The organism is Actinomycetota bacterium (genome assembly GCA_040757835.1).
Lineage (GTDB): Bacteria > Actinomycetota > Geothermincolia > Geothermincolales > RBG-13-55-18 > SURF-21.
In genome coordinates this window covers 330,414-337,144 of record JBFLWJ010000002.1, presented here as the reverse complement: position 1 = coordinate 337,144, position 6,731 = coordinate 330,414, and the positions used below count along the sequence as shown (strand labels likewise).

Genomic DNA, 6,731 nt, shown 5'->3' with positions numbered 1-6,731 from the left:
CTCATCTTCGGCCAGCCCGGCGATGTGGCATGGGAGGTAGCTCCCGACGGCGACCTGACCATCGACATCAACGCCGCGATCTGATCCCGGCTTCCAGCCACCTCGTTTATCCGCGCAACTGCCCCCCATTCCATTGCCCATTCCCTTGACAGAACGCGGAGTTGGGGCTAAATTAATAGAACATTCATTTAATTAATATGTGGGACCACTGGGGGGGAGAGATGGCCCGGCCCAAAGACAAGGCGGAGACCCGGAAGAAAGAGATCCTGGAGAACTTCTACGCCGTGCTCGCCGAGGAAGGGCTGGAAGGCGCTTCCATGGCCAAGATAGCCTCGCGCATGGGCATCCACCCCAGTCTCATCGTACACTACTTCTCGAACAAGGAGGAGATGGTGGTCGAGCTGGTGGACTACATGCTCGCCATGTACGAGGAGACCTTCCTGCCACGGCTGCGGCGGATCGCCGACCCCGAGGAGAGGTTGCATGCCGCCATCGACGCCATCTTCGGCCAGGACTGGGCGAAGCTCGTGGACATCGGCGTCTTCTACTCCTGCTACGCGCTCAGTTTTCGCAACGCCAGGGTGAGGGACAGTTTCCAGAGGATGTACTCGAGGCTACGCGAGGTGCTGGCCGAGGAGCTCAAAGGGCTGATGGACCTGGGGGTCGTGGCGAAAGCGGACCCCGTCAGGTTCGCCGACTTCATCATCTCGCTCATGGAAGGATACTACTACTATCGCGGCCTTATGGGTGACGACCGCGGTTTCGAAGAACTGCGCCAGTTCCTCAAGGCGAACGCATCGGCGGTCATGAAAGCGGGCCGTCCTTAGAAGATCAAGTCACAGATCGGGGAAGGGGGAGCGCGATGTTCTCGCTGAAGGGAAAGGTGGCGGTGGTGACGGGGGCGGCCTCCGGGTTGGGCAAGGCGACCGCCCTGCGTTTCGCGCGGGCGGGGGCCAAGGTGGTGCTGGCGGACATCGACGACGCGAGCGAGGTGGCAAAGGAAAGCGGCGGCGTCTACATCAAGACCGACGTCAGCAGGGAAGACGAGGTAAAGGCGCTCATGGAGGCGGCGGTGGCGGAGTTCGGGAAACTGACTACGGTGGTCAACAACGCGGGCATCGGCGGCCAGATGGGCACGGTGGACAGTATCACCCGGGAGGGCATCGACGAGGCCCTGGACATCAACTTCAAGGGAGTGCTGTGGGGGATAAAGCACGCCGCTCCCGTGATAGAGGACGGCGGCTCGATCATGAACACCGCCTCCTACGCTGGCCTCTTCGGCACCCCGACCTACGGGTGCTACGTGGCCTCCAAGGCGGCCATCATCGCCATCACGCGCACGGCGGCCCTGGAGCTGGCGCCCCGCTGGATCAGGGTGAACTGCATCTGCCCCGGGACAGCCGACACCCCCATGGCCTACATCGAGGGGGCGGAGGTCGAACTCAAACTGGCCTGCATGCTGCAGCCCCTGGGCCGCCTGGTGCAGCCGGAGGAGGTGGCGGCGCTCTACCATTTCCTGGCAAGTGATGACTGCGGCATGGTCACCGGGCTGGCCATACCCATCGACGGCGGCATGACCGCGGGGCCCAGCCTGGGGGTGATCGGGCCACTCTACGAAAAGATCTTCGACGAAGCGCTGAACATGGAGGATTTCAAGGCGGAAGGATAGGCGGGGTCAGACCTGCGGGGGATCACGGGAGGTGCTGATATGGCGAAAGTAATGGGTGGGGAAGTCATCGTCAAATGCCTGCTCAAGGAGGGAGTGAAGAGGATCTTCGGCATCACCGACGCCGGGTACCACCCGGTGATGGCGGCGGCCGTGGCCAACGGCATCAGGTGGGTGGGGCCGCGCCACGAGGCGGCTGGGGTGCACATGGCGGAGGGCGCCTACAAGACCACGGGCGAGATACCTGTGGCCATGGCGGGATACGGACCCGGCACCGCCAACATGGTCTCCGGCCTTATCTGCGCGCGCGAGGAGGGAGTGCCGGTGGTGGCCATCTCCTCCCAGGCCCGCTCGGGGATAGTCTACCCCTTCGTCTCCGGGGCCTTCCAGGCCGTGAACCAGTACGACTACATGAAGCCGGTGGTCAAGTGGAACGCGGTGGTGCACCAGTGGAACAGGATCCCCGAGATCATCCAGAGGGCCTTCCGGGAGGCTATGGCGGGGCGGCCGGGACCGGTGCACGTGGACATACCCTACGACATCATCTTCGAGGAGGGCGACGACTCCGAGCTCAAGTACCTGGAACCGTCGGAATACCGCTCCATGGTCATGGAGCCTCCGGCGGCACAGATAGAGGAGGCCGCCAGGCTCATCGCCGCAGCGGAGAACCCCATGCTCATCGCGGGCACGGGGGTGCTCAACTCCGGGGGGTGGGACGATTTCCTGGAGATGGTGGAACTGCTCAACTGCCCCGCCTCCACCTCCATGTCCGCCAGGACCGCCTTCAGCAACGACCACTCCAACTACCTGCTGGGACTGGGCGAGGGCGCCCTGACGGCCCGGCGGGAGGCTGACGTGGTGCTGGCGGTGGGGACGCGCCTGGGAAACCTGGACCTCCCCTACGATATCTACTTCGGGGAGAGCGGCAAGCAGAAGCTGATCCAGGTGGACATCGACCCCAGGAACGTTGGGGCCAACCGGCCCATCTCCATGGGCATCGTGGCCGACGCCAGGGCCACCCTGCAGGCCCTGCTGGGAAGGCTCAAGGAACTGGGGGTGAAGCCGTCCTCGGGGGAGATGGTCAAGAAGTACAAGGAGATCGAGGCGGAGCAGATGGCCGTGCTCGAGGCGGCCCCCAAGGGCTACGAGGGGGACAAGGTCCACCCCGCCACCTCGGTGGAGACGGCTGCCAAGGTATTCGGCCCGGCCGCCATCAACGTGGGGGACGGCGGCAACACCAGCCTCTTCGACGCCCTCTATCTCCGTTTCACCACCCCCAGGACCTCCCTGGGCATCTTCGAGTTCGGCCACCTGGGGACGGGCATCCCCATGGCCATCGGGGCCAAGCTGGCCAATCCCGACAAGGACGTCTACGTGATCACCGGTGACGGCGCCGCCGGGTTCAATTTCATGGAGATGGCCACGGCGGCCCTGGAGAAGGTGAAGATCACCGTCATCGTCCACGCCGAGGAGCACTGGTGCATGGAGGAGATCGAGCAGCTGGCCTTCTTCGAGGGCGACGCCTCCAGGGTCATCTCCTGCCGGCAATACCCCATCAGGTGGGACAAGGCGGCGGAGAGCATGGGCTGCTACGGCGAATACGTGGAGAAGGAGGAGGACCTGCTCGAGGCGTTCGAGCGGGCGAAGAACCACGAGCTTCCCGCCGTGGTGTGCGTGAAGACCGACTTCTACGCCAACCTCATCCCACCCCTGGCCGAGAAGTTCATGGAGGTCTACGAGGGCCCGCCAGCGCGGGAAGAGGCGGCCGAATAGCCGAACGGGACTCCGGGGGTCGGGCTGCGTTATCGGGCCCGGCCCCTGGCCGTAAGAGCAATGCTGGATATGATCCAAGATGCATGGGGGGTTATCATATAGAATACAAGCGGGAGGAGCGGCTTGAGGAGGAAGTGGAGTGGGGGAGCAGCATGACCGTGTGAGAGCGGCCCTGGAGCTGCGCGAACCGGACCGCGTTCCCACCATGGACGTCATGGAGGAGTACGCGAACATCTACGACGTGTTGGGAAAGAAACCCACCCCCCTGGGTTTTTTCGTCACCAACCACTACGCTTCCGCCCTCTTCGACCATGTCATGCCCCTGCTCAACCGCATCGGTTTCATGGACTCGGAGATGGACCGCTTCTCCCACGACCGCACCGAGGCGGCGGTCAAGCTGGGCTATGACTCCGCCTGGGTCATGCACGTGCCCATCTGGCGCTTCCGGGATTCCCGGGTGGCCGAGGACATCTTCGGCCACTACTACGACGTGGTGGTGGACGACCGCGGCAATATCGCAACCCCCGTCTACCGCGGCGGTCTCATCACCTCGCCCGCCGACTGGAAGGCGTGGGACAAGCGGGCCATCCTGCGCCTGCCGGAGAGAGCGAACCGGGTGTACGGCGGCATACAGAAGGACTTCGGCGACCGCATCGCCGTCTTCGCCAGCTTCCTCTACGGGCTCTTCGAGAACACCTGGCAGCCCCTTGGCTTCGAGCGCTTCGCGGTGGCGCTGCGCCGGGAGAGGAAGTTCATCGAGCAGGTGATCAAGTTCTACGAGGACCACTACTGCCTGATGATCGAGGCCTGGGCAGACGCCGGCGTGCCCGGCGCTGTTTACTCCGACGACATGGCCTACCGCTCCGGGCCCATGCTAAACCCCCGCCTCATGGACGAGCTCTACGGGGACTCCTTCCGGCGCATCACCGAGACCGCGCATTCCCACGGCATGAAGATCGTGGTGCACACCGACGGCATGGTCTATCCGCTGCTGCCCTGGTTCGCGGACTGCGGCTTCGACGGCGTGCATTCCCTGGAGCCCACCGCCGGGGTGGAACTCGCCCACGCCAAGGAGATGGTGGGGGACCGCCTCTGCCTGTGCGGAAACCTGGACATCACCCACATCCTGGTGGACGCGTCCAGGGAGGAGGTCTTCGCGGCGGTGCGCGATTCCATCCGTGCGGCGGGAGCTGGCGGCGGATATATCGTCGCTCCCACCAACAGCCACCCGTCCATCGACATGCAGCGCCTGCGCTGGATGCTGCAGGCGGTGGAGGAACACGGCCGCTATCCCCTCAGCGGTGACTGATGTCCGTGGGGTGCAAGCTCCCCCCTGTCCGGGCCGTCGAGGCATGTCCCGCGCCCTCCTGACGTGGCGCGGACAGGGTGGAACAACGGCGCTATAATCAGAACCAGGAGGGTGCGCATGGAGAAGAACTATGCCAGTTGGCCCGCGGGCGTTTTCAAACACCTGAACTATCCCGACATCCCCGTGTTCCAGATCTTACGTTCATCCGCCGCGAAATGGCCGGAGAGGAACGCCATGATCTTCGGGGGGATGGAGATAACCTTCCGGGAACTGGACCTGCTCTCGGACCGCTTCGCCGCGGCCCTGGCGGACCAGGGGGTGAGCAAAGGTGACCGGGTGGGCGTGCACCTGCCCAACTGCCCGCAGTTCGCCATAGCTTACTTCGGGCTCTTGAAGGCGGGCGCCGTCTTCGTGCCCCTGAGCCCCCATCTCTCCGAGAGGGAACTGGCTTTCCAGCTCGGCGACGCAGGCGTGGAGACCTACCTGGGACTCGACATCATCTCCAGGAAGCCGCTCCGGGTGATGCCCGAGACCCCGGTGAAGAGGGTCATCCTGACCAGCCTCTCGGACTGTTACCCGCGCGTGACCGCTCCGGTGAAAGCGTTGAGGAAGAAACCGCTGGATGTCAAGGCCATCGATTTCTCCGATCTCCTGGAGCGTTATCCGGAAGAGGCGCCCCCCCTTGATTTCGATGTGCGTGAAGACCTCGCCCATATCACCTACACGGGCGGGACAACCGGGGCCCCCAAGGGGGTCATGAGCAGCCACTACAACGTCGTGGTGAACTGCTGCCAGTATGCCCAGTGGTTCATCGGTGGTGGCGTGGCATACGAGGACGGCCTGCTGGATGTCGAACGCATGGAGGACGACCGGGAAGAGGACCATGTAGTCAGGCTGGCGCGTGAGATATCTCTCATCGTCATCCCCTGGTTCCACGTCATGGGGATCATCGGTGCCCTTGATATCCAGGTCATGAACGGTTGGACCATGATCGTGTCCCACCGCTTCGACCCCGAGCAATACCTGCGTTCCATCGGCAAGTACGGCGCGACCGGCTTCGGGGGGGCTCCCCAGCTCTTCGTCCCCCTGGTCGACCACCCCCTGTTCGAAAAGGCGGACATGTCCAACGTGAGGCTGGTGGTCTCAGGAGCCGCCCCCATGCCCGTCCATCTCCTGGAAAGGGTGATGGAGAAGATCCCCGGGGTGGTCTGCGAGGGGTACGGGCTCACGGAGTGTACCATGGGCTGCACCGCCAACCCCCCCGCGAGGGACCGGATAAGGCTCGGTTCGGTGGGCCTTCCCCTGGCGGATACCGAAATCAGGATAGTCGACCTCGAGACCGGCGAGCGGGAGGTGCCGGCCGGCGAGGCGGGCGAGGTATGCATCAGGGGCCCTCAGGTAATGAAGGGCTACTGGAAGGATCCCGAGGAGACGGCACGGGTACTGCGCGACGGCTGGCTCTATTCCGGCGATATCGGGAAGTTCGACGGGGACGGATACTTGTATATCGTGGGCCGCAAGAAGGAGATGCTGATCTACAAGGGGTACAACGTCTATCCCGGGGAGCTGGAGGAAGTGCTCAACGGACATCCCGCCGTATCCAGGTCGGTGGTGGTGGGGAAGAGCGACGAGCGCTACGGCGAGTTCCCGGTGGCCTTCGTCGAATTGGAAGGGGGCTACGAGGCTGGAGAGGAAGAACTGCGGGAATATGCCAACCAGCACCTCGCCCGCTATAAGAGGATCCGCATCCTGAAGATAGTGGATGACCTTGCGTCCGGCCTGGAGAGCGGCCGCGGCCGCCAGGAACTCCGGGAAAAAGCCAAGGCCCTGGAGGAATAGGACCACCTCCCACCGGCAAACACCCACCGCTGATGACCGCACCCGTCCCGGCATGCCAACTGCCTGGGCGCGGGGGGCCTTACGGGTCTTCTGGGATCGGCGCCGGAATCCATCGTCTCGTACGGCGCCGGGCCGTCGGGAAGG

Annotated in this window: 5 protein-coding genes; all 5 read left to right on the top strand. The window is 64.1% G+C overall.

What is annotated here, in order from left to right:
* The first annotated feature begins 221 nt into the window (after positions 1-221).
* Positions 222-827: a TetR family transcriptional regulator C-terminal domain-containing protein gene (locus tag AB1384_03970; GenBank protein MEW6553428.1), complete on the top strand. Its 606-nt coding sequence runs from the start codon at positions 222-224 to the stop codon at positions 825-827.
* Positions 828-862: 35 nt separating this feature from the next.
* A complete protein-coding gene (locus AB1384_03965; GenBank protein MEW6553427.1) occupies positions 863-1,669 on the top strand; it encodes an SDR family oxidoreductase in 807 nt (268 codons plus the stop codon).
* 39 nt (positions 1,670-1,708) lie between these two features.
* Positions 1,709-3,439 carry a thiamine pyrophosphate-binding protein gene (locus AB1384_03960; protein MEW6553426.1) on the top strand — a complete coding sequence of 577 codons (1,731 nt, stop codon included), beginning with the start codon at positions 1,709-1,711 and terminating at the stop codon, positions 3,437-3,439.
* A 139-nt stretch (positions 3,440-3,578) separates the two neighbouring features.
* On the top strand, positions 3,579-4,748 hold the full coding sequence (locus tag AB1384_03955; GenBank protein ID MEW6553425.1) for a uroporphyrinogen decarboxylase family protein: 1,170 nt from the start codon (positions 3,579-3,581) through the stop codon (positions 4,746-4,748).
* A gap of 117 nt (positions 4,749-4,865) precedes the next feature.
* Positions 4,866-6,587, top strand: coding sequence for an AMP-binding protein (locus AB1384_03950; GenBank protein ID MEW6553424.1), 1,722 nt, complete (start codon positions 4,866-4,868; stop codon positions 6,585-6,587).
* Positions 6,588-6,731: the final 144 nt, after the last annotated feature.

What these genes read in the sequence shown, in the direction of transcription:
- AB1384_03970 (MEW6553428.1), top strand. Translation starts at nt 222, where the DNA reads ATGGCCCGGCCCAAAGACAAGGCGGAGACCCGGAAGAAAGAGATCCTG.
- AB1384_03965 (MEW6553427.1), top strand. Translation starts at nt 863, where the DNA reads ATGTTCTCGCTGAAGGGAAAGGTGGCGGTGGTGACGGGGGCGGCCTCC.
- AB1384_03960 (MEW6553426.1), top strand. Translation starts at nt 1,709, where the DNA reads ATGGCGAAAGTAATGGGTGGGGAAGTCATCGTCAAATGCCTGCTCAAG.
- AB1384_03950 (MEW6553424.1), top strand. Translation starts at nt 4,866, where the DNA reads ATGGAGAAGAACTATGCCAGTTGGCCCGCGGGCGTTTTCAAACACCTG.